The sequence below is a fragment of the Bacillus sp. CH_48 genome, assembly GCF_038008465.1.
In the GTDB taxonomy this organism is placed as follows: Bacteria; Bacillota; Bacilli; order Bacillales; family Bacillaceae_G; genus Bacillus_A; species Bacillus_A thuringiensis_S.
The window spans coordinates 5,340,500-5,360,537 of the sequence record NZ_JBBOZF010000001.1 but is presented as its reverse complement, the minus strand read 5'-3'; the positions used below and the strand labels follow the sequence as shown (position 1 = coordinate 5,360,537).

Sequence of the window (20,038 nt, the reverse complement as noted above, 5' to 3'; positions counted from 1 at the left end):
AGTGACCCCTAAAAGTTAGACACGGTTATTTCATTAGGCAGCTTGATAAAAGTGAGTCCGGTATTGTACCGGGCTCATTTTTAATTTTGCCTTAATCCGTTTCGTATTATAATAATCTATATATTTTTCTAATTCTATTTTAAAGTGCTCTACATTTTCAAATTCTTTTATGTAGAGGAACTCCGACTTCATAATCCCAAAGAAATTTTCTATTACTGCGTTGTCGTAACAGTTGCCTTTTCGAGACATACTCTGGACGATAGCTCTTGATTCAAGAGTACGGACGTATTGTCTCATTTGATAATGCCATCCTTGATTCGAATGCATCAGTAGCTGGTGCGTTTCAGGTAAACGTTCCAATGCTTTCTCTAACATGTCTGAAATAAGCGAATACGTCGGTCTAGAACCAATTGTATAGGTAATAATTTCACCATTATACAAATCTAATACAGGTGATACATACAGTTTTTCTCCAAACAATTTAAACTCTGTGATGTCTGTTACCCACTTTTGATTCGGTGCATCTGTATGAAAATTACGCTCTAAAATATTAGGTGCAATTCTACCGACTTTTCCTTTATAGGATTTATATTTCTTCATACGCACAACACACTTTAACCCAAGCTCTTTCATAATGCGCTGAACCTTCTTGTGGTTCACTTTCTGGCCACGATTCGTTAATTCATCACGAATGCGACGGTAACCATAACGACCTTCATTTTCCTCATAAATCGCTTTAATCTCAGCTTTCAAATCGGCATCTACATCTGGACGATTCATTTTCTTTACTAAATCATAATACGTGCTTCGAGGAATAGTAGCTAGCTCCACGAGTGCCTTCACCGAATATTTATGCCTTAATTCATAGACTACTTGCGCTTTGTCTTGTTTTGTGATTTTTCCTTGTTTTGAACTAAGGCATTTAACTTTTTTAAGTACTCATTTTCCATCTCAAGCTGTTTAATGCGTGCTTCAAGTGCTTCGACTGACCCTTCAGCTAAAGGTTGTTTTAATTGTTTATTTGAATCTTTTTTCATGGATGGACGCCCCTTTTTCTTAGATTGAAGGGCATCAATTCCTTGTGTTTCGAGCTGTTTTTTCCAAACAGAAATCGTTGAAGGGGCAGGAATATTAAAGATAGCTGCCGTCTCAAATAAGGACATACCGTTTTCAATCATAAAGTTTAGTACGTCTAGTTTAAATTGTTGTGTGTAATTTGTACATCGTTTTAGAAAAGCTTCCAGACCATTCTGTTTATATTGGTTTACCCAATTCAAAATGATTGTGTCACTTATACCGAGCGATCTACCCATTTCTCGATAACTTTCATTTCCGTTCAAATAACGTAGAACGATTTGTATTTTTTCATCAGCTGTAAATTTAGCCATAGAAAAACTGCACCTCCAATTGTTAGACTGTGTCTAACAATTGGGGTGCAGTTCAATTGCAGCTCTTTTTTTAAGGGGGATAAAAGAATGCTTTATACATATACAGTAATGACGCAAGAAGAAGCGGAAGAGATTGCATATAACTGGCACTATGAAGGGAAATATTCTTTTTATGATATAGCGGCAGATGAAGAAGATTTAGATGAGTTTTTACATGATGAGAGTAGAGGGAATCATACATTTTCTGTAAAGGAAAATGGCACTCTCATTGGTTTTTTTACTGTTTGTAAAATGAATAATGGAACGGTTGATATAGGACTTGGAATGAGACCTGATATAACTGGCAATGGATTTGGTTTACAGTTCGTGAATGCGGGACTAGCTTTTAGTGAAGAAAAATATGGGTGCAATTATATAACACTATCAGTAGTGAAATTTAATGAGAGAGCTATTAAAGTATATAAAAGGGCAGGGTTTGAAGCAGTTGGGACGTTTATACAAAAAACAAACGGTAGTTGTTTTGAGTTTTTGAAAATGAATTATATATGTGGAAAATAACAAAAAACAGAAGAGGGTTCTTCTGTTTTTTGCAACTACATTAACTTTCAGTTGATAGCATGTGTACAGCTATTTCATGCATGTCTTTCAAACCTGATACTTGAGCGTATTCAGCAACAGTGATACTACTTGTTGTTAGAAGTTCGATAATATGTTCATCCATTCTTGACCAAGTTTTACCGCCAGAATTGTCATAAGAACTAATTAACTTTGTTAGTCCATCTTTCCCAAAGAGCAGATAATGGGAAGCGAAATCGATAGATACATCAGCTATCCCTACTTCTGTCCAATCGATTAAGCCAGTTACATTATTTTTCTTATCAATCAGGATATGACCTGGATGTATATCCCCGTGCTTTACTCCTACATGAGATGGCCAAAAAGAGTCTTCAGCTAGCCATGCTTGCCAACGATCCCATAAGTTTTGATTGATGTGGTATTGTTCCTTCACTCGATTCATCCTTTGTTTCATAGAAGTTCTTAATTCATTAGCAGTAAGAATTTCAACACCTATATTATTAAATTTTTGCTGAGGTAATGAGTGTAAATTCGCTAGAACTTTTCCTAATGAAATATTGTATTCAGTTGGTGCATTCTTTTCATTAAAGTTCCATATATATTCTTGTCGTTCTATATCGATAGTAGCGGCAGGAACGCCACTTAGTTGTTTATAAGCGATTAGTTCCTCAGAGAATATAGACCAATCAGGAACTTGGAATTCTACATGTTTTTTCATAAGTTCTAATGCTTTTTTTCTCGTTGGACATGTCTCATAGATTCTGGTCTACGAGGAATTCTTAGTATCCATTTATCTCCGTTTTGTTCTTTAACGTGTGCTACTTGAAAGTCAACGCCAGATTCATTAATTACTATTGAATCTTCTAATATATTTAGTCCTTCCTTATTTGCTAATTGTTTAACTTTAAGTGTATTCATTCCCATTTCCTCCAAATGTTTATTCTAATTTTAATGTTTTCTGTTACTAATTGTTTCTAACTACATCAATATGATTAAAGTAGCGAGATATAAGGAAATGTAATCATAAAAAAACCACAGACGAGCTTCTGTCTGTGGTTAAGAGTAAACGAGGATATAATGAATAAACGCCTCTCTTTGTATGAAAAAATATACGAAAAAAAGACAGACGTATATCTGCCTTTCTTCATGTGGAAAGTGTACTCTTCCGTTGAAGATTATTAAAAATGTGCAGACTAATCCCGTTTACTCTGCTTTATGAAAACAGAGCCTTTGAACATATTAAGTTACTTATTGTTCAAAGTTTGCTGACGTAGTCTTCCTGCGTGCATCATCTTTAATAATCCTCCTTTTAATAGTATGGTAACACTATACTTTGTTTATAAGTAAATATCAATAAAAAATACTAGATATAATATCTTAAAAATCGAATTAACTAAAAATTTATATTCGGAAAATAGAGATAAAGGATATTTGCTTTTGTAATTGGAAATTGTGGAAGAAGATGTGTATGATAGAATTTTAGTAGTAAATAGTAGGTTTAGCAAGGAAAGGTAGAGGTAGTATGATTACAATTAAAACGAAAAATGAAATAGATTTGATGCATGAATCTGGAAAATTACTTGCTTCATGTCATAAAGAAATTGCGAAAATGATAAAGCCAGGTATAAAGACACAAGAGATTGATACGTTTGTTGAAATGTATTTAAAACAGCATGGTGCCACATCTGAACAGAAAGGTTACAATGGGTATCCATATGCGATATGTGCATCTGTAAACGATGAAATGTGTCATGGGTTTCCGGCCGATGTTCCTTTAAATGAAGGAGATATTGTAACAATTGACATGGTAGTAAACTTAAATGGTGGTCTTTCAGATTCTGCTTGGACGTATAGAGTTGGAAATGTTTCTGAGGAAGCGGAAAGGTTAATGGTAGTAGCTGAGAATGCATTGTATAAAGGGATTGATCAGGCGGTAATCGGTAATCATGTAGGAGACATTGGGTATGCAATTGAGAGTTACGTAGCAAATGAAGGTTTTTCTGTCGCAAGAGACTTTACGGGACATGGAATAGGTAAAGAGATCCATGAAGAACCAGCAATTTTTCATTTTGGGAAACAAGGACAAGGGCCTGAGTTGCAAGAAGGAATGGTAATTACAATTGAGCCAATTGTAAATGTAGGTATGCGATATTCTAAAGTAGATTTAAATGGATGGGCTGCAAGAACGATGGACGGGAAATTATCAGCGCAATATGAGCATACAATTGCAATTACAAAAGATGGGCCAATTGTTTTAACGACGCTTTGAAATAATATGTAAGAGTTTACAAAACTCGAACGAAAATGATGTTTTTATAAAATTTGTACGTGTTTTGTTAATAAATACTTTTCAAAGTATAAAAAGTGCGTTATAATCCATCTATAAAATAAATAGTTAGCTACACTCATATAATCGCGGGGATATGGCCTGCAAGTTTCTACCGAAGTACCGTAAATACTTTGACTATGAGTGAGGACGAATATATTGCTTGTTTAGCATTCTTTTTTGCGAAACTCCAAAAGCGCGTCTCTCACTTGTAACGAGTGGTGGCGGCTTTTGGAGTTTTTTATTGCATAAGAGGGGGAACAAACATGAAAGTATTACAAGAAAAGATTTTGAACGAAGGAAAGGTTTTATCTGGTGACGTATTAAAGGTAGATGCATTTTTAAATCATCAAATTGACCCAGTACTTATGCAAGAGATTGGAAAAGAATTTGCTAAACGTTTTAAAGAAGAGAACATTACAAAAATCGTAACGATTGAATCTTCAGGCATCGCACCAGCAGTTATGGCTGCATTAGAGCTTGGTGTAAAAGTAATCTTTGCAAGAAAACGTAAATCGTTAACGTTACAAGATAATATGTACGTTGCAAACGTATACTCATTTACGAAACAAGAAACGAATGAAATTTCATTATCTCGCAATCATATCGATGAAAATGATCGTGTATTAATCATCGATGACTTTTTAGCAAACGGTCAGGCTGCTTTAGGTTTAATGAGTTTAGTAGAGCAAGCTGGAGCGAGTATTGCAGGAATTGGAATTGTTATTGAAAAAGCATTTCAAGATGGAGGAAAGAAGCTTCGTGAACAAGGCGTTCGTGTTGAATCACTAGCAGAAATTGCATCACTTGATAACGGCACAGTTACATTTGTACAGCATGAAACTGCGGAGGTGAAATAAGCAATGAAGCAGCATCCATTTAAAATTGCATCGCTTGGTATGCAGCATATGCTTGCTATGTATGCTGGCGCAATTATCGTACCGCTTATTGTAGGCGGCGGACTTGGTTTAAATCAAAAAGAGTTAACATACTTAGTCTCAATTGATTTATTAATGTGCGGCGTTGCGACAATTTTACAAGCATTATCAAATCGCTTTTTCGGTATTGGACTCCCAGTTGTACTTGGTTGTACATTTACAGCGGTTGGGCCGATGATTGCAATTGGAAAACAATACGGTGTGTCTTCTATCTATGGGGCAATTATTGCTGCCGGGTTATTCGTTGTTATTTTTGCGAAATTATTTGGAAAGCTTGTAAAACTGTTTCCACCAGTTGTAACAGGGTCTGTCGTTACAGTAATTGGAGTTACACTTGTTCCAGCCGCTATTAATGATATGGCTGGTGGAGTAGGAAGCAAAGATTTCGGAAGTCTTGAAAACTTAGCGTTAGCATTTGGAGTGTTATTATTTATCATCATTATGTATCGTTTCTTTGATGGGTTTATCCGTTCAATTTCTATTCTATTAGGTTTGTTGTTCGGTACTATCGCTGCAGCATTTATGGGGAAAGTAAGCTTGCAAGCAGTTGGAGAGGCGGATTGGTTCCATGGTATTCAGCCATTTTACTTCGGTACACCAACATTTGAATTAACACCAATTATTACAATGATTCTCGTTGCTTGTGTAGGGATTGTAGAAGCAACAGGTGTATACTTTGCATTATCTGATATTTGCAATAAAAAAATCGGTGAAAAAGAATTAACAAAAGGGTATCGTGCAGAAGGATTAGCGATGGTGTTAGGTGGTATTTTTAACGCGTTCCCATATACAACATACTCTCAAAACGTAGGACTTGTTCAATTAACTGGAGTAAGAAATCGCGTTATTATTTATACTTGCGGTGGTATGTTAATCGCTCTTGGGTTTATTCCGAAAATTGCAGCTATCACAACAATTATTCCGAAGTCAGTACTTGGCGGTGCTATGCTCGCAATGTTTGGTATGGTTATGGCATATGGTATTAAAATGTTAAGTAGCGTTGACTTTGGAAGACAAGAAAACTTATTAATCGTTGCATGTTCTGTTGGAATTGGGCTTGGCGTAACAGTCGTTCCTACATTATTCTCACAACTTCCAGAAAGCATTCGTATTTTAACAGATAACGGAATTGTACTTGGAAGTGCATCAGCAGTATTGTTAAATATCGTATTTAATATGGTGCCGCAGCGCAAAGTGAAAGTAAAAGAAGAGCCGGTGTCTATGCAAAGTGCAGTAAGAGAAGCGTAAAAAAGCAAGGTCTCGTTATGAGACCTTGCTTTTCTTTTTAAGTGGCATCATTTTCCCGTAAGTACCAAGACGCCAAATGTACTCAAGTGGCCCGTATTGGTAATGTGAAAGCCACCAGCGGCTAATAAAGATTTGTAACGTGTAGAAACCGACGCAGAATAGTGGTCCAACCCATAATGGAGCAAGATAATCATTTTTGAATAGTAGCCCAAATACAAGTAATGTAACAATTGTATGTGAGATGTAATTCGTTAACGCCATTCGTCCAACGTATTGGAATGGACGTAATACTGTTTGCCATTTTTCTTTTTGTAATAAACGCATTAACGTGACAATGTAGAAGATGAACAATGTCTTTCCGCTTATCATCGTAATACCCATAAGTGAAAATGGTGTGTATGGTTGATTGTTCATAAAGAAGTAAACCATAATAAACCACATCGGTAATGTTAAAATGAACATAATGATTTGCCATTTTTTAAGTTTTGGATCTAATTCCTTAGCACGGCGGAAAATGTCTTTTTTACCGGCATATAATCCGAGTAAAAACAATCCTAGTGTTTCAGGAAGCATAATAAGACTGTTACTTATTGCTTCAGAATAGAAAGAATAGAATCTGTCTGTAATTTGTAAGCCCCAGTTTTCTAACGGCATAATGGCTATGGAAAGGCCTAGTTCATCTACCGGCACTAATAACATGACAAGAGAACCTAATAATGTGAACAATTGCATGAAACTTAATAGTACAATTGACCATATTAAAATAGTACGTGTCTTTCTTTTGTAAAATAAAAATAAGAAAAACCCGGTAATTGCATAAGTATGTAAAATGTCACCGTCCCATAAAAGAACGTAATGTAAGAACCCAAATAATAATAAGATAAGTAAGCGGCGAACAAACAAAGTTTTTGGACGATCGGTCTTCGCCTCAGCACGATTCATAAAAATATAAAAACCTAATCCGAATAAAAACGAAAAAATTGTATAAAATTTCGTTTGAATAAACATATCGTAAAATAGGCGAATATAGCTGTCTATCCCTTCGTAAATTCCTGTAATATCACGTGAGTCAACCCCGGCAATAATTGGCCAGTTAACAAGAAAAATACCTAATACAGCTATTCCTCTAATAATATCGATGGAATGTATCCTCTCGCCTTGTGAAATGTTTTGTGTCATTATTTTCCTCCTTGTTAAGTAATTCCCTTTTATTATACAAAATGTAAAGAAGAGGGTATATAGGTAATTTCCAATTTTTAAAACTGTTAAGATGCGTATTATGAGATATAATAAGAGTGCACAACAAGTTTTAACCTTCTTCAAAACAGGCAGTAAAGCTCCTTCCTATAAGGGGCTTTCTTTATGAAAAGTGTTGATAATGATTCTCTTTAATGATAAACTGTATTCAAAAGTGATAATCATTATCAAAAAAGGTTGGTGCGTAAGTATGGTATATGCATTAGTAGCAGGTACAGTCGTTGTATATGCAGTTATTACAAAGTATGTTTTAAATGGGGTAGGAACAGCAAAATGAGTGATATGACATAAAATCCCTTTCATTTGTAAAAAGAATGAAAGGGATTTTTTATTTTTAATGAGAATATGCTGAAAATTTAGTATGATAGTAAAGTGAAACTGTAATCAATGGGTAGGTGTAACTCTCACTGGTTATGAGCTCGCAAATAGCAGAGAAAAGTATATACATCTTGGATAAAGGGGAACAAGGGGATGACAAACATAGTACAGACAAACGGTATGAGAAAACTTGTTTGTTTTTATGAAGAGTGGCAAAAACACGGCGATGCAGAGAATAGTTTAAAGTTGTTTGAGGTGATTCAAAAATATAAACAAGAACAGCTTATGATAGCGTTCTGCGGTCACTTCTCTGCAGGGAAATCAACGATGATGAATCATCTATATAAAGCACAGTTGTTACCAACAAGTCCAATTCCGACAAGCGCTAACGTCGTTAAAATTGAAAAGGGATTTGATCGTGTTGTTGTAACGATTAAATCTGGAGAACAGTACGAATATGATGGTGCATATTCAGCGGAAGAATTAAAACAAATTTGTAAAGACGGTGATGAGGTAATTGGTGTTCATATTTATCGGAATGATGCGCCAATTCCTGAGGGTGTTATGTTAGTTGATACACCAGGGATTGATTCAACAGATGATGCCCATCAATTAGCGACAGAATCAACGCTGCATCTAGCAGACGTAATTTTTTATATGATGGATTATAATCACGTCCAATCGGAAGTGAATTTACAATTTGTTAAAGAATTGAAACAACGTAATAAAACGGTTTATCTCGTTGTAAATCAAATAGATAAACATAAAGAAAATGAATTATCGTTTGAGGATTATAAAGATAGTGTAAAACAATCGTTCTCTAACTGGGATATTGAAGTAGATGGAGTTTATTATACGTCATTAAGAATGATGAACCATCCACAAAATGAAATTGGAAGCTTAGAAACATTAATTACATCTATTATGAAAGAAAAAGAGCAGTATGTAAGAGATGGAATGGAGCGAGAAACAGAATATTTAATGGGGGAACATTTCTCGTTTATTCTTTCTGAAAATGAAAAAGCTCTTTTGACATATGAGGAAGAGTTAGCATCACCGCTTTCGATTTCAGAAATAGTTGAAAAGAAAGAAGAGCTAACGGAAATTAAACATCGCGAGGCTAGTAAAGAATCTCATGTGAGAAACGAATTTATAAAAGGTTTACAAGCTATATTAGATAACGCGTATTTAATGCCATTTGAAATGAGAGAATTGGCAAATGCATATTTAGAAACGAAATTAACAAAGTTTAAAGTTGGTTTGCTATTTGCAAAAGGAAAGACGGAGCAAGAAAAACAAAGACGTGTAGAGGCGTTTTATTCTGCCCTTCAAAAGACTGTTGAAACGCAACTTGATTTTCATGTGAAAGAATTTATTGTGGCCTTCTTAAAAGAAGAAGGATTGTTCACGGAGGAAATTGGGAAAGACATATATGCTTTAGAAATTGCTTTTGGACCAGAAATGTTAGCTGAAGTCATTAAACAAGGTGCAGGTTTCACAGGTGATTACTTACTTCTTTATACAGCGGATGTAGCGAATGAACTGAAGAAACGTTATTTTACAAAAGCTCAGCAAATTTTTGATAAAAGTGCAGTCGTTTTAAAGCAAAAGGTGAAGGAAGCAGTTGCTCGTATGGAACAAGAGATTGAAAAATATACGATGTTGCAAACGGCAAAAGAGACGGAATTACAATACAGTAACAATTTAGAGACATATGAAAGTTATTTACAAAATATTTGGCGCGAGCGTGTTGCTACACCAGAAGGATTGCAAATAGAGGAGATATTGCAACGTGAAAAACAAATTGTTAGTGAGAAATTTACACTACAAGAGCAGGAGATTGTAAATGATAACGGGGCGGCTCATGAAGAAGAGATAAAAGGAACAGCAGTTTTAAATATTCAGCGTATATTAGAGAAAGTGAAGAAAGCTGAAATGATATTAGAGCCATTGCCAGCGCTGAAACATGTACAGCAAGAGGTAATAGAAAAAAGGCGTCGTGTGGAAACGAAACAATTTACAGTAGCGTTATTCGGAGCTTTTAGTGCTGGAAAATCATCATTTGCCAATGCCTTACTAGGTGAGAAGGTACTTCCTGTATCACCAAATCCGACGACGGCAACGATTAATCAAATTTTGCCGGTTACAGAGGAAAAACCACACGGAACAGTAATGGTTCAATTCAAATCAAAGCAAGCTTTATTAGAAGATATGAAAGCTGTTTATAAGCTGTTTCATTATGAGATTACTACGTTAGATGAGGCGTTAGCACAAATTGATAAAGTTATGAAATATCCTTCACCAACTGGGAAGCAAAAAACAACATTTAGCTTTTTACGAGCGGTACAAAAAGGGTATGATGCAGTTTCTACTTATTTAGGAGAACAAGTACAAGTTACATTAGAAGAGTTCTCTGATTATGTAGCGAACGAAGAAAAATCATGCTTCGTTGAGTATATGGAGCTTTATTATGATTGTGCTTTAACAAGGCAGGGAGTAGCGCTTGTAGACACACCTGGAGCGGATTCTATTAATGCTCGCCATACGGATGTTGCATTCCAGTATATTAAAAACGCAGATGCTATTTTATTTGTAACATATTATAACCATGTATTCTCTCGTGCGGATCGTGAATTTTTAATTCAGCTTGGTCGTGTAAAGGATACTTTTGCCCTTGATAAAATGTTCTTCTTAATTAATGCGGCGGATTTAGCAGAGTCTGAAGAAGAACTTGAAATGGTAAAAGGTTATATCGCAGATCAGCTACTGCAATACGGTATTAGAAATCCGCGTTTATTTGCAATTTCAAGTTTATGTGCGCTTGAAGAGAAACAAGGAAAGAGTGTTGAAAAAGAGAAGTATGGTATTTTACAAAACTCTGGAATTACTAAGTTTGAGGAATCATTTACGTCCTTTATGATGAGAGATTTAATGCTTGTTTCTGTGCATGCTCTATACGGTGCGTTGCAAGGGGCAGATCAGCTTTTAGTAAACATGATAAATGGTGCAAAGCAGGGGAATGAAGAGAAAGAGAAGCAAACGAAAAAATATGAAGCAGAGCGTGATCAACTACTTCATATCATTTCATCATATAGTGTACTTGCTGAAGAACAGGCGATGCAAAATGAAGTGAAAGAGTTGCTTTATTACGTGCAACAGCGTCTATTCCTACGTTATAACGATGTGTTTACTGAATTTATTAATCCGGCGTCACTTCGAACGGATGGAAATGTGAAAACACAATTGCAACAGTGTGTTATGGAATTAGTAGCATTTATTCAGCATGATTTATTACAAGAAATGCGTGCGACATCATTACGTCTTGAAAAATGGATAGACGAAGCGATGAAGCGTGCAAAGGACGAAATTGTAGTGAACTGTAAAGTAGAAAATCAATCAATTTCTATGAATGGAACAGTGGAGTATGAATATAAAGATATTACACATAAAGAACCGTTCCCTTCAGTTGAAATAAAAGATTTCAAAAAAGCACTGGCACATTTTAAAAATGAAAAAAGCTTTTTTGAAAAAAATGATAAAGCATTCATGCAAGAAGAGGCTAAAGTTGTATTAGAACCTTTCGTATCAAACTATGTAGCTGATGAAAAAGATTTATTTGTTCATCATTATAAGCAAGAGTGGGATTTGAAATGGAACTTATTCCAAAAAGTAATGCAGCAAGATGTGATGAATTATTATGAAAGTATATTATTTGCATTGGCTGAAACGATTGATGTATCTCTATATGAGCAAAGTAAAGAACAATTGCACAAGCAGTTAGTAGAGATTGAAAAAGAAATTTATGTTATATAGTCGTTATGAGAAAAAGATTCGTTCAATTTTCTTTTGCAGTACAGTATCTAAAGATTTTACAAATCCAGCAAATTCATCGGTAGAAATCATATGAGTAAGAACGAGTCGTCTGCCGTCTGGTGTTTCACCGCATAAGACGAATGAAGAAAATTCATATGTTTTATTTTCTACTACTAATTTTGGATAGGAATACGTGTCGCTTTTCTTCTTCTTTCCATCAATAGAGATGACGTTGCATTTTTTCTCATTGTTGTCCATGATGAACCCCTCCTTTCTATTACTTATGGTAGACAAGGAGGGTTTAGAACAATAGAGAAAGGGGAATTTTTATGGGTGTAGTAATAGAGTATATTTCGAAAGAAGAAGCTATACCGAAGTCTTTATTGCTACTTGCTGATCCAAGTGAACGGCAAATAGCTACATATGTACAAAGAGGATTAACATACGTAGCAAAGCAAGAGGGTAGCGTTATCGGTGTATATGTTCTTTTGGAAACAAGGCCAAAGACGATGGAAATCATGAATATTGCGGTTGCAGAGCATGTGCAAGGAAAAGGGATTGGAAAGAAGCTAGTAAGTCATGCTGTAGAAACTGCTAAAGGATATGGTATGTCAAAACTGGAAGTTGGTACAGGCAATTCTAGTGTTTCACAACTTGCTTTATATCAAAAATGTGGATTTCGTATTTTTTCTATTGATTTTGATTACTTTTCGAAGCATTATGAAGAAGAGATTATTGAAAATGGCATTGTATGCCGTGATATGATTCGGCTTGCAATGGAATTGAATTAGAACGTATAACTTATTTAGGGGGAAGAGAAGATGGAAGTACATAAAGCAATTACAGCACATTCTCGTAAACAAAATGAAAGTGTAAAAGCATGTTTACAATTAGATGCGCAGCGTGAAGCAGCTATTGAAGCAGCCGTATCTCTTGCGTCAAATGGGAAAGAATTTTCGGTTGATGTCATTAATGTTGTAACAAAGCAAATTAATGATCTTGCAAAAAATGGTGTTACCTTGCAGCGTAAATATGTTACAGAAGAAATGGTTATGGAGTATGTAAGTCGTTTACAAGAGAAAGAAGGTCGTTAAAGATGATAGTTACAGTCGAATGGTTACGTGAGCATATAGAAGATGAGAACGTCCGTGTAATCGATTGTCGTTTTGATTTAGCGAATCCTAATTGGGGTAGAGAAAAGTATGAAGAAGAACATATTCCTCATGCTTTATATTTTGATTTGAATTTAGATTTATCAAGTCCTATAGTAGAGCATGGTGGCCGCCACCCGTTGCCAAGCATTGAAGAGTTTGCGGACAAGCTTTCGGAGGTTGGTATTGATGAACATACGACAGTAATTGCGTATGACAGTCAAGCTGGTGCAAATGCTGCTCGTTTATGGTGGTTATGTAACTATGTAGGACATGAGAAAGTATATATATTAGATGGTGGTTTCCCGGTTTGGAAAGAGAATGGACTACCGACAACAACGGAAATTCCTGTTGTTATACGAAAAACATTCAAAACAAACATACAAGATCATATGCTTGTATCGATGGAAACAGTAAGAGAGAATATCCAGGCAGGTGCAGATGTTACGTTAATTGATTCAAGAGAGCCAAAACGTTATGCTGGTGTAGAGGAACTTGTCGATCATAAAGCAGGACATATTCCGACAGCAGCAAACTATTTTTGGAAGGATGGAATGTTGCAATCAGGACAATTTAAGAATGAAGCTGAGCAACAAGGACGATTCCAAAATCTGTCGAAAGATAAGGAAACCATTGTATATTGTGGTTCTGGTGTTACGGCATGTCCAAATATCATTGCGTTAAAATTGGCTGGATTCCAAAATGTTAAATTGTATGCGGGTAGCTGGAGTGATTGGATTTCTTATCCGGAAAATCAAATTGCAAAAGAAGAAGATTAATCACTTGCATGCAAAAATAATTTGTATTAAAATAAGGTCACAAGCAAGAGATTGCTCGAAAAACTTTGTATTTTACACATTGGAAACAATGTGATAATATAACGACAAGTAAATAATACATCCTGCGGTGTACGTAACTTATTTATGTCTAAAACCGATGTTAGTTATACGGAAGCTCAATATTTAGCGACCATCATCAAGCCTTCCTTGTGGAGGAAGATGTACGGTAACTGTGAGGGCATCCACCTGCGAGTAGCGGGTTTTTGGACATTTACGAGGAGCGGCACGTGCGGGGGTCTTATTTCAACTAACCTTATATAAAATTCCTACGGTGTACGTAGCTTATGCATGTCTTAAACCAATAAGTTTAATATGGAAGTTCAATATTTAAATGTAGCTAACATGCCATCTTTTTAAGAAGGAAGTTACAAACATTTGTGAGAGCATCCACCTGTGAGAGCAGGTTTATGGACATCTAGAGAGAACGGCATATGTGGGGCTATATAAAAACCTTACGTTTTATACGTAAGGTTTTTTTGTTGCATAGATATATCAATATTATCTTGATTCACCTGTGAAGTTTCCGTAATAAATGTAGCACTTTCTGTCTTCATCAATCTCTCTTGAATCCAAGGAGAATTCCATAGACATGCCGTCTCGCTGAATATATATAATATCTGAATGAAGAGATGGTAAAATTTCTTCGTAGTTCCATACATCTTGACTATCTACTAAGCTTGAACTCGTTTCACTTAGTTCTCTAATTTCAAAACCGATGTGGGAGTATGTAGGGTCTGAAGGGTCATTGGCGAAAACTTCTTTTTGAATATAAATAACTGCTGTTCCGTCTGGATCAACCGAAGTTGCAGTAACAACATAAGTATTTTTCTCTTTAATAAAATATTCACAAGTCATGCGTGCGATAATTTCAGAATTAGAAATATTGGCGTAGTTCCATAAAGCAGGATACCCTTTCGTTTCATCATTAAGTCGATATTCTAAGCGCATTTCATCCCTCTTCTTCCTTTTTCTTCTACTTTATCATGCCATCCTATATAATAGGAATAGAATTTAAAAAGGGGAGTGCGAAGGTGACAAAAACGAAATGGCTAGTAGGTGGTGTCGTAACGTCTTTAATGACTGGCACTTTATTTGGTTGCGCACAAGATCTTCCCCCAAAACCGAATGATAATAGTTGTTCTGATTGGGATTGGGATGATGAACTTGGGGTATGGCAGTGTGATGATAGTAGTTCAGGTTATCGTGGGCATTATTTCTATGGTGGGCGATATTATCAAAATAAATCCACTTTTAAAAATTCATCGGCGTTTAAATCGTATCAATCGTCTGCTGAATTTAAAGGTGGAATTGGAAGCGGTTCAAAGGGAGGATTTGGGGGCTAAAATATGTCGCAATACATAAGGGATCGAAAAGATTTTTATTTAAAATATCCGAATTTTTGGTCGGATTTATATGAATGTGAATATAGTTTGTTTCATGTTTTTTCTATAACAAATCAGACTTTGGAACAATTACACTTAGCGACTGAACGAATGGGTAAAATATTTTTTAAGACTGCTAGACTTTTGAGAAATTTAAGTGACGAACAGCTTCTTGAGCTTGGTTTTCCTCCTGCGAGCTTATCATTCATTAGAATGAAAGGATTATATCCTGAATCTGTTATTTCACGATTTGATTTCGTTATAACGGTTGATAACCAAATTAAAATGCTTGAGTTTAATAGTGATACACCAACTTTTATTATGGAATGCTTTCAAATGAATGGAAAAGTTTGTGAAAACCTAGGTTATGATGATCCAAACTCGGATCAAGAACGATTACTATCTTCTGGTGTTACGAAAGCTGTAATGGAAGCGACAAAGGGATTAGACAATCCAAATGTTGTTTTTACAGCACATCATGAACATATTGAGGATTGGAATACGACTATGTATTTAAGTCAGTTATGCCATGTTGAAAATAAAGTAGTGCCAATGTCAGAACTTAGAATTACGAAAGGTGCTCTAGTTGATAAAGATGGGGCGAAGATTGATGTTTTATATCGTCAAACATATCCGATAGAAGATTTAATTGAGGATCAAGATCCTGAAACAGGAGATTTGGTAGGTGTGGAACTGCTGCAACTTGTAAAAGCCGGAAAGCTTTTTATAATAAATCCTTTGTCAGCATTTTTACTTCAGCCAAAATCAATTCAGTGTCTTATTTGGGGGTTAGCAGAAGAAGAGGTCTTTTATACAAACGAGGAACAACAGTGGATTAAAGAATATATGTTACCTACATATTTAGAACCAGATTTATTTTTAGGAAAAGGTTCTTTCGTTCAAAAACCTTCATTTGGTAGAGAAGGAGATACAATTACGATTCGCGATAAGGATGAAAATATTATGCTTCAAAATGCACATCAAACGTATAAAACTTCACTGCCGATATTTCAAAAGTATATAGAACTTCCAGTCGTATCCTTGGAAACAGAAAAAGGGATGGAGAAACTGTCGTATGTGTTTGGTTCTTTTTTAATTGCTGGAAAAGCAAGTAGTATCGGTATTCGCGCGGGAGAAAAGATTACAGGAAATGAATCGTACTATTTACCGGTAGGTATAAAAAGGAGGGGGAAAAATGATTAATTTTTTATCATATTTAGCAGTAACACTCGGACTTTTATGTATTGGTCTGTTCTTGATGGAAGTGACAACGAAAGTTAAGGAATTTAAGTTAATGGCTCAAGGGAATAAGGCGGTAAGCTATGTGCTTGGAGGACGATTACTTGGGTTAGCTATTGTTTTATATTCGACAGCAGCTAATTCAATTTCACTTCTTGATATGATTTCGTGGGGAGCAGTTGGGATTTTGGCTCAAATTATCGTTTTTTATTTAGCTGAGTGGCTTACACCACGCTTTAATATAAACAAAAGTCTTGAAGAAGATAATCAAGCAGTCGGTCTTTTTCTTATGTTTTTATCGCTTTCAATTGGGATTGTAATTGCTGGCTGTATAACTTATTAAAAACTTTACGTTTAAACGTAAAGTTTTTTATTTTATTCCGCTATTTGCCGGGCAGCCCGATTGGTGAGGGCTAATAATCAGTGGGGGATGAACAAAACCCCACTGATTAAAGTTTCACTTTATATATGTTAGTTTGCCATACCTTTTGAAAAAATTGTAGGCTACGGTTGACATCTATTTTAAATAAGAGTAACATTTTCAATGTAATGAAAATAAGTCTCTGTTAGGTGAGGCTCCTGTATAGAGAAATGCTACTGCCCAAAAATGTCGAGAGACGCCAATGGGTCAACAGGAATGATCGAATTAAGGTTTTTCTTAACGTAGCTGGTAATGTACCTATGCTATACAGTGCTAAAACTCGGTGAGGGAGAGGTCCGTAGATTTCTAATTATATTAGAAATCGTTTATTTGTGTATGTAATGGCCACTACTCTCTTAAGGGTAGGGGTCTTTTTTGTTACCAAGCTATGAGTAATTTCATAGTATAAACTATAAAATTAAACGAGGAGGTGAGGAGCATGTCAAATTCTGACTCGGTTCCGTTACCCATATACTTCAAATCAAAAATATATGATGTAGGCAGGAAACGATTTGTTCCTCCCTCTATATTTATCACAATGTAGCGTTTATAAAGCGCTAGACACTTTCACAGTAAAGTGGATAAATTGAGAAACAAAGCGTTTCTTCCTATGTTGTAAAGGAGGAGACGATAATATGTTATATGCAAACAAAACTGTGGGTAACACGTCATATAAACTAAGTAAAAAATCAATAAAAGAACAAACAATGCTTCAAAAAAATAAAGATTTATTAATTGAAATTGCAACAAGAGATGTAAAATCTGTATTTGCATATTTTAAAACAACAAGAGACGGACTATCAATGAAAGAGGCACAAAAACGTATTCAAGTATATGGCCGAAATGAACTAACTTCAAAAAGAGCACTTCTTGCAGAAGTAATGATGAAGCTTGGTGGCATGATCCCAGGTTTTTCAAAACAACGTGTGTGTGATGAATTACAACGTGAAACGATTACTGTATCTAGAGTAGAATGTTCTAGTAGTACAGGGCTAAATAGTGAACTGAAAATGATGGAGATACCAGTGCAAGAACTTGTACCTGGAGATATGATTTTTCTTTCGGCTGGAGATGCTGTGCCAGCTGATGTACGTATTATTTATGCAGATGATTTATTAGTAAATGAGTCTGTGTTAACGGGAAACGAAGCGAGTATAGAGAAGTTTGAAAGCTGCTATCACCTTGAACGTAAACGATTTATTCCATTAAAACGGATGAAAGATTATAATCCACTTGAGCTTGAAAATGTATGTTTTAAAGGTTCGCATATTGTTAGTGGAAATGCAAAGGCTGTCGTTGTTTCTACTGGAAAAAATACGTATTCAGGCATATTGCATACTTGTTGTAGTAGGATGTCTTAATGTGTTAATGGTGCTAAATATAAAAAAACCATGTATAATAGACAAAGTTGAGCAAAAACGTAGAATGGTAATCTATTTATATAACCTTACGTGATAACGTGAGGTTATTATTTTTTTAATAGGAGAGGAATTATGAAAAAAGTATTATTAGTTGATGGTATGGCACTATTATTTCGTGCTTTTTACGCAACAAGTGTCTACGGACAATTTATGAAACGACAAGATGGAACCCCTACAAACGGGATTCATGGTTATATGAAACACTTGTTAACAGCTACGCAAGCGATCGAACCAACACATATCGTTACATGCTGGGATATGGGAAGTACGACATTTAGAACAGAATCGTTCTCGAATTATAAAGCAAATCGTGCAGCGCCACCAGAAGAATTAATTCCTCAATTTGATTTAGTGCAAGAAATGACTGCGAAATTATCCATTCCAGTTATCGGTATGAAAGGCTACGAAGCCGATGATTGTATCGGTACGCTTGCAAAACAATATTGCAATGAAGCTGAAGTTTATATTTTAACTGGTGATACAGATTTACTTCAACTTGTTGATAAGAACGTTACAGTTATGCTTCTGCGTAAAGGAATTGGAAATTACGAATATTACACACCGGAGAAAATCATGGAAGAAAAAGGTGTAGAGCCGTGGCAAATCGTCCATGCAAAAGCTTTCATGGGAGATACAAGTGATAATTATCCAGGTGTAAAAGGTATCGGTGAAAAAACAGCGTATAAGCTTATTCAAGAGCACGGAACAGTATCCGCTGTACTAGAAAATGTAGAATCATTAACGAAAGCGCAGCGTACGAAGATTGAAAGTGATTTAGAGAACTTAAATATTTCGTTGCAATTAGCACAAATTCACTGTGAAGTTCCAATTTCATGTTCACTAGAAGAGGGACTACACACAATGGATGAAGAAAAACTTAAATTTGTTTGTGAAGAAATGAATTGGGGAAGACCTGAAATATTAATAAATATGCTATAAATAGTTTAGAAAGAGGGATGTTGCATAAGTCGAACTTTGACTTATGCAACACCTTCTTTTTGTTTTTGTAAACAGTATTATAGTAAATAAAATTATGTCGAAATCAATTTTAAATATATAAATGTTTCGACAAGATATAATGATAAAAGTTGATGGAAATAGTAATTTTTATAATGAAGTGAATTAATTTCAACATAGTTTTAGAGAGTCTTTTTTTCGTGTTCACAAAGTTGTCAGAAAATAAACGGATTTTTCATATGAAGTTCAAATAGAATTCACAACAATCAATTATTATAAGGACACACAGATAATTCTTTATCTTTTATATAAACCATCCCCCAAGGAGGACAATGAAAATGAGAAAAAAAGTGAGAAAATCTTTTAAACAATTATTAATTGAAAATAAACAATCACTATTAAATAATAAAGAAAATATGAAAGAAATTGAAGAAAGAATTGAGAAACGACATGTAGCATATAGTGGTGCCAGTAATTAAATAAAATAAAAAAGATAGCCTATATAGGCTATCTTTTTTATTTTATATTGAAAAAACGCTATTCATCTCTTTAATTTTGTAAATATGCAAGATATTTTTATAGTGTTTTTCTATCAATATTACTCATTTTTCGAGGTTGAAATTGGTATATACCAATTTTCGAGATTTACTATTCATAATATTACAAAAAATGTTACAATACACTCAAATTTATACTATAAAATCATTTTAATATGAAAAATTGGAATGAAAAGAAAGGAGAGGAATATGAATAAAGATGTCGCT

At 35.0% G+C, this 20,038-nt stretch carries 19 protein-coding genes, 2 other RNA genes, 1 pseudogene and 2 riboswitches; of the genes and pseudogenes, 17 read left to right on the top strand and 5 right to left on the bottom strand.

Translation table 11 applies throughout. The annotated features are described in order from the left end of the window. Positions 1-33: 33 nt before the first annotated feature. Positions 34-1,388 (bottom strand): IS3 family transposase gene (locus N2V92_RS26990; protein ID WP_340864145.1). Its coding sequence is split into 2 segments (ribosomal slippage): positions 34-935 and positions 935-1,388, totalling 1,356 coding nucleotides; the frame shifts between segments, so codons are not numbered across the junction. A gap of 87 nt (positions 1,389-1,475) precedes the next feature. Between N2V92_RS26990 and N2V92_RS26985 the strand changes: the two genes are divergently transcribed. Continuing rightward, positions 1,476-1,946, top strand: a complete 471-nt coding sequence (locus N2V92_RS26985) for a GNAT family N-acetyltransferase (protein WP_000967501.1) — start codon at positions 1,476-1,478, stop codon at positions 1,944-1,946. A gap of 40 nt (positions 1,947-1,986) precedes the next feature. Here the strand turns inward: N2V92_RS26985 and mphL are convergent. Then, positions 1,987-2,882, bottom strand: a pseudogene (gene mphL / locus N2V92_RS26980) (macrolide 2'-phosphotransferase MphL). Between the two features lie 604 nt (positions 2,883-3,486). On the opposite strand from mphL, the gene N2V92_RS26975 reads away from it, so the two are divergent. The 3 genes from N2V92_RS26975 to pbuX all read left to right on the top strand — a co-directional run bounded on the left by N2V92_RS26975 (position 3,487) and on the right by pbuX (position 6,476). Further along, positions 3,487-4,233 carry a type I methionyl aminopeptidase gene (locus N2V92_RS26975; protein WP_000628412.1) on the top strand — a complete coding sequence of 249 codons (747 nt, stop codon included), beginning with the start codon at positions 3,487-3,489 and terminating at the stop codon, positions 4,231-4,233. Between the two features lie 116 nt (positions 4,234-4,349). Continuing rightward, positions 4,350-4,451: riboswitch (purine riboswitch) on the top strand. Positions 4,452-4,556: 105 nt separating this feature from the next. After that, on the top strand, positions 4,557-5,150 hold the full coding sequence (locus tag N2V92_RS26970; protein ID WP_000866482.1) for a xanthine phosphoribosyltransferase: 594 nt from the start codon (positions 4,557-4,559) through the stop codon (positions 5,148-5,150). A gap of 3 nt (positions 5,151-5,153) precedes the next feature. After that, positions 5,154-6,476, top strand: a complete 1,323-nt coding sequence (gene pbuX, locus N2V92_RS26965; protein WP_000809208.1) for a xanthine permease PbuX — start codon at positions 5,154-5,156, stop codon at positions 6,474-6,476. Positions 6,477-6,491: 15 nt separating this feature from the next. On the opposite strand, the gene N2V92_RS26960 is transcribed toward pbuX, so the two are convergent. After that, on the bottom strand, positions 6,492-7,655 hold the full coding sequence (locus N2V92_RS26960) for a DUF418 domain-containing protein (protein ID WP_000193087.1): 1,164 nt from the start codon (positions 7,653-7,655) through the stop codon (positions 6,492-6,494). A gap of 199 nt (positions 7,656-7,854) precedes the next feature. Between N2V92_RS26960 and N2V92_RS26955 the strand changes: the two genes are divergently transcribed. Both N2V92_RS26955 and N2V92_RS26950 read left to right on the top strand, forming a co-directional pair. Next, positions 7,855-8,010, top strand: coding sequence for a hypothetical protein (locus tag N2V92_RS26955; RefSeq protein WP_000600126.1), 156 nt, complete (start codon positions 7,855-7,857; stop codon positions 8,008-8,010). 194 nt (positions 8,011-8,204) lie between these two features. Beyond that, positions 8,205-11,864 carry a dynamin family protein gene (locus tag N2V92_RS26950; RefSeq protein WP_000182183.1) on the top strand — a complete coding sequence of 1,220 codons (3,660 nt, stop codon included), beginning with the start codon at positions 8,205-8,207 and terminating at the stop codon, positions 11,862-11,864. 3 nt (positions 11,865-11,867) lie between these two features. Here N2V92_RS26950 and N2V92_RS26945 read toward each other — a convergent pair whose 3' ends face one another. Next, complete coding sequence (locus N2V92_RS26945) at positions 11,868-12,122, bottom strand: DUF3931 domain-containing protein (protein WP_000369740.1); 255 nt, start codon at positions 12,120-12,122, stop codon at positions 11,868-11,870. Positions 12,123-12,193: 71 nt separating this feature from the next. On the opposite strand from N2V92_RS26945, the gene N2V92_RS26940 reads away from it, so the two are divergent. From N2V92_RS26940 to ssrS (N2V92_RS26920), 5 genes are all read left to right on the top strand, one after another. Next, positions 12,194-12,655 carry a GNAT family N-acetyltransferase gene (locus tag N2V92_RS26940; protein WP_000539329.1) on the top strand — a complete coding sequence of 154 codons (462 nt, stop codon included), beginning with the start codon at positions 12,194-12,196 and terminating at the stop codon, positions 12,653-12,655. 30 nt (positions 12,656-12,685) lie between these two features. Next, entirely contained in the window at positions 12,686-12,958 is a 273-nt protein-coding gene (locus N2V92_RS26935) for a YpbS family protein (protein ID WP_000451820.1), read from the top strand. Positions 12,959-12,960: 2 nt separating this feature from the next. Beyond that, positions 12,961-13,794, top strand: a complete 834-nt coding sequence (locus N2V92_RS26930) for a sulfurtransferase (protein WP_000637581.1) — start codon at positions 12,961-12,963, stop codon at positions 13,792-13,794. Between the two features lie 116 nt (positions 13,795-13,910). Beyond that, positions 13,911-14,093, top strand: a non-coding RNA gene (ssrS, locus tag N2V92_RS26925) — 6S RNA. A 21-nt stretch (positions 14,094-14,114) separates the two neighbouring features. Further along, positions 14,115-14,298, top strand: a non-coding RNA gene (gene ssrS / locus N2V92_RS26920) — 6S RNA. Positions 14,299-14,352: 54 nt separating this feature from the next. Here ssrS (N2V92_RS26920) and N2V92_RS26915 read toward each other — a convergent pair. After that, positions 14,353-14,802, bottom strand: coding sequence for a hypothetical protein (locus tag N2V92_RS26915; protein ID WP_001235522.1), 450 nt, complete (start codon positions 14,800-14,802; stop codon positions 14,353-14,355). An 83-nt stretch (positions 14,803-14,885) separates the two neighbouring features. Between N2V92_RS26915 and N2V92_RS26910 the strand changes: the two genes are divergently transcribed. From N2V92_RS26910 to N2V92_RS26885, 6 genes are all read left to right on the top strand, one after another. Continuing rightward, entirely contained in the window at positions 14,886-15,197 is a 312-nt protein-coding gene (locus tag N2V92_RS26910) for a hypothetical protein (protein ID WP_000169030.1), read from the top strand. A gap of 3 nt (positions 15,198-15,200) precedes the next feature. Further along, entirely contained in the window at positions 15,201-16,439 is a 1,239-nt protein-coding gene (locus N2V92_RS26905; protein ID WP_042597489.1) for a glutathionylspermidine synthase family protein, read from the top strand. Further along, on the top strand, positions 16,432-16,818 hold the full coding sequence (locus tag N2V92_RS26900) for a DUF350 domain-containing protein (RefSeq protein WP_000606873.1): 387 nt from the start codon (positions 16,432-16,434) through the stop codon (positions 16,816-16,818). The genes N2V92_RS26905 and N2V92_RS26900 overlap by 8 nt, the downstream gene beginning before the upstream one ends. A 212-nt stretch (positions 16,819-17,030) precedes the next feature. Further along, positions 17,031-17,196: riboswitch (M-box (ykoK) riboswitch) on the top strand. Between the two features lie 335 nt (positions 17,197-17,531). Beyond that, positions 17,532-18,257: a P-type ATPase gene (locus tag N2V92_RS26895; protein WP_000964950.1), complete on the top strand. Its 726-nt coding sequence runs from the start codon at positions 17,532-17,534 to the stop codon at positions 18,255-18,257. Between the two features lie 132 nt (positions 18,258-18,389). Continuing rightward, a complete protein-coding gene (locus N2V92_RS26890; protein ID WP_000757071.1) occupies positions 18,390-19,256 on the top strand; it encodes a 5'-3' exonuclease in 867 nt (288 codons plus the stop codon). Positions 19,257-19,612: 356 nt separating this feature from the next. Then, complete coding sequence (locus tag N2V92_RS26885) at positions 19,613-19,753, top strand: FbpB family small basic protein (protein ID WP_001228048.1); 141 nt, start codon at positions 19,613-19,615, stop codon at positions 19,751-19,753. The last annotated feature ends 285 nt before the right edge of the window (positions 19,754-20,038 follow it).

Bases quoted from the DNA above. Each gene is read 5' to 3' on its own strand.
- N2V92_RS26905 (WP_042597489.1), top strand. From the start codon at position 15,201: ATGTCGCAATACATAAGGGATCGAAAAGATTTTTATTTAAAATATCCG.
- N2V92_RS26900 (WP_000606873.1), top strand. From the start codon at position 16,432: ATGATTAATTTTTTATCATATTTAGCAGTAACACTCGGACTTTTATGT.
- N2V92_RS26915 (WP_001235522.1), bottom strand. From the start codon at position 14,802: ATGCGCTTAGAATATCGACTTAATGATGAAACGAAAGGGTATCCTGCT.
- N2V92_RS26950 (WP_000182183.1), top strand. From the start codon at position 8,205: ATGACAAACATAGTACAGACAAACGGTATGAGAAAACTTGTTTGTTTT.
- N2V92_RS26945 (WP_000369740.1), bottom strand. From the start codon at position 12,122: ATGGACAACAATGAGAAAAAATGCAACGTCATCTCTATTGATGGAAAG.
- N2V92_RS26885 (WP_001228048.1), top strand. From the start codon at position 19,613: ATGAGAAAAAAAGTGAGAAAATCTTTTAAACAATTATTAATTGAAAAT.
- N2V92_RS26960 (WP_000193087.1), bottom strand. From the start codon at position 7,655: ATGACACAAAACATTTCACAAGGCGAGAGGATACATTCCATCGATATT.
- pbuX (WP_000809208.1), top strand. From the start codon at position 5,154: ATGAAGCAGCATCCATTTAAAATTGCATCGCTTGGTATGCAGCATATG.
- N2V92_RS26895 (WP_000964950.1), top strand. From the start codon at position 17,532: ATGTTATATGCAAACAAAACTGTGGGTAACACGTCATATAAACTAAGT.
- N2V92_RS26935 (WP_000451820.1), top strand. From the start codon at position 12,686: ATGGAAGTACATAAAGCAATTACAGCACATTCTCGTAAACAAAATGAA.
- N2V92_RS26985 (WP_000967501.1), top strand. From the start codon at position 1,476: ATGCTTTATACATATACAGTAATGACGCAAGAAGAAGCGGAAGAGATT.
- N2V92_RS26890 (WP_000757071.1), top strand. From the start codon at position 18,390: ATGAAAAAAGTATTATTAGTTGATGGTATGGCACTATTATTTCGTGCT.
- N2V92_RS26970 (WP_000866482.1), top strand. From the start codon at position 4,557: ATGAAAGTATTACAAGAAAAGATTTTGAACGAAGGAAAGGTTTTATCT.
- N2V92_RS26940 (WP_000539329.1), top strand. From the start codon at position 12,194: ATGGGTGTAGTAATAGAGTATATTTCGAAAGAAGAAGCTATACCGAAG.
- N2V92_RS26930 (WP_000637581.1), top strand. From the start codon at position 12,961: ATGATAGTTACAGTCGAATGGTTACGTGAGCATATAGAAGATGAGAAC.
- N2V92_RS26955 (WP_000600126.1), top strand. From the start codon at position 7,855: ATGATTCTCTTTAATGATAAACTGTATTCAAAAGTGATAATCATTATC.
- N2V92_RS26975 (WP_000628412.1), top strand. From the start codon at position 3,487: ATGATTACAATTAAAACGAAAAATGAAATAGATTTGATGCATGAATCT.